This window comes from Kaistella sp., from assembly GCF_032060305.1.
Lineage (GTDB): Bacteria > Bacteroidota > Bacteroidia > Flavobacteriales > Weeksellaceae > Kaistella > Kaistella yananensis.
This window is the reverse complement of record NZ_DAMBHK010000147.1, coordinates 1-1,751: the sequence shown is the minus strand read 5'-3', so window position 1 is coordinate 1,751 and position 1,751 is coordinate 1. Positions and strand designations below refer to the sequence as shown.

Annotated in this window: 2 protein-coding genes and 1 pseudogene; all 3 read right to left on the bottom strand. The window is 40.3% G+C overall.

The genetic code is table 11. The features are described 5' to 3' along the window. On the bottom strand, positions 1-680 hold a 680-nt coding region (locus V5N63_RS11810), incomplete at its 3' end, for an alpha/beta fold hydrolase (protein WP_332034101.1). Positions 681-777: 97 nt separating this feature from the next. After that, positions 778-1,497 carry a pyridoxine 5'-phosphate synthase gene (locus V5N63_RS11805; RefSeq protein ID WP_332034100.1) on the bottom strand — a complete coding sequence of 240 codons (720 nt, stop codon included), beginning with the start codon at positions 1,495-1,497 and terminating at the stop codon, positions 778-780. A gap of 2 nt (positions 1,498-1,499) precedes the next feature. Continuing rightward, positions 1,500-1,751 (bottom strand): annotated as a pseudogene (locus V5N63_RS11800) (mechanosensitive ion channel family protein); the annotation flags it as partial.

Sequence of the window (1,751 nt, the reverse complement as noted above, 5' to 3'; positions counted from 1 at the left end):
TGCGGGAACTGCTGCTTGATCTGAAATTCGTCCTGTGGCAAAATGTAATTTGATTTTGCACCGGCAATAAAAAGAGTTTCTCCGGAAAACACACCGAATTTTATTGCATTCGAAACAAACTCGCTGTATTTTTCCGAAAGGGTTTTCAGATTAAAGCGCCAGGCCAGTTTTTTATCATCAGTCCAGTATAAATTTTTTGTCAAAAACTGAATAACCGATTTTTCCGGAATATACTGTTGCAGCACTTCTTCAACTTGCTGTCTTGTGTTTAAATTTTCAAAATCTACACTTTCCAGCGCTTTCAGGATTCCCTGATGATGTGGCGGGTAAGCTTTGGGAGAAATATCTACAACAATTAATTTCTGTACTTTAATGGGATATTTAATAGCAAATTGCATCACGGCTTTTCCGCCAAGAGAATGCCCCAGAAGATTGGCTTTTTCGATGTGATGAAAATCCATATAATGGAAAATATCATGCGCAAGATCGTCGTGAGACATTTCTGTAGAATGGAAACTTTTCCCGTGATTTCTTAAATCGATAAGGTGAACAGGAAAAAACTCGCCCATTTCTTTGCCGAAACTTCCCCAGTTATCGAGCATACCGAAAAGGCCGTGAAAAACGAGGAGCGGAGTTCCCGGTTTGTCCTGCCCGTAGATTTTAGAGTGTAAAATTTCCATTTATAATAATTTAAAGGTCAAAATTAACATAAATTTCGGCGAAAAGCCAATAAATACTGAATATAAAAAACGGGCTAAAGCCCGCTTCACACTACTTTTACCATTTGGCCAATCTTTTCAGATAAGCTTGAACCGTATTTTCCATGCCCATATACAACGCTTCAGAAATTAAAGCGTGTCCTATTGAAACTTCGAGCAGATTCGGGATTTGATCTGAGAAATATTTCAGGTTTTCCAGACTTAAATCGTGTCCTGCGTTAACGCCAAGACCATATTTTTCCGCTTCTTTTGCTGTTTCTACGTACGGTTTTATAGCTTCTTCTTTATTTCGACTGTAGTTTTTAGCGTACGCTTCTGTGTACAGCTCAATTCTGTCGGTGCCGGTTTCTGCAGCGAATTTTACCATTTCCGGATTTGGATCAAGGAAAATTGAGGTTCGGATTCCTGCTTTTTTAAACTCTGAAATTACATTTTTCAAAAAACCGAGATGCATTTCGCAATCCCAGCCTGCGTTGGAGGTAATGGCGTCATCAGCATCCGGAACCAGCGTCACCTGCTCCGGCTTAATTTCGAGAACCATATCGATGAACGGACGGTGCGGATTTCCTTCAATATTAAACTCTGTACTGACCAAAGGTTTCAGATCATACACATCTTTTCGGGTAATATGTCTTTCGTCCGGCCGTGGATGAATCGTAATTCCCTGCGCACCAAATTCCTGAAGTTTTACCGCAGCTTCTACTACACTGGGGAGGTCGCCACCGCGGGCGTTTCGGAGGGTGGCAATTTTATTGATATTTACACTAAGTTTTGTCATCGTTATTGAATTTTTGCAAACTGTATAACTTCAAGGTCAAATTCCTTTGAAGCTACAAGAAGGTGATCGAAAATATCAGCCTGAATTTCCTCATAATTCGCCCATTGCGAATCATTGGTAAAGCAATAAATCTCCAGCGGCATTCCCTGCGGTGTATTTTCGAGTTGGCGAACCAGAATTGTTCCTTCCTGATCGATGTTGCGGTTATTTTTAAGATAATTGAAAACATATTCCCGAAAAACACCGATATTGGT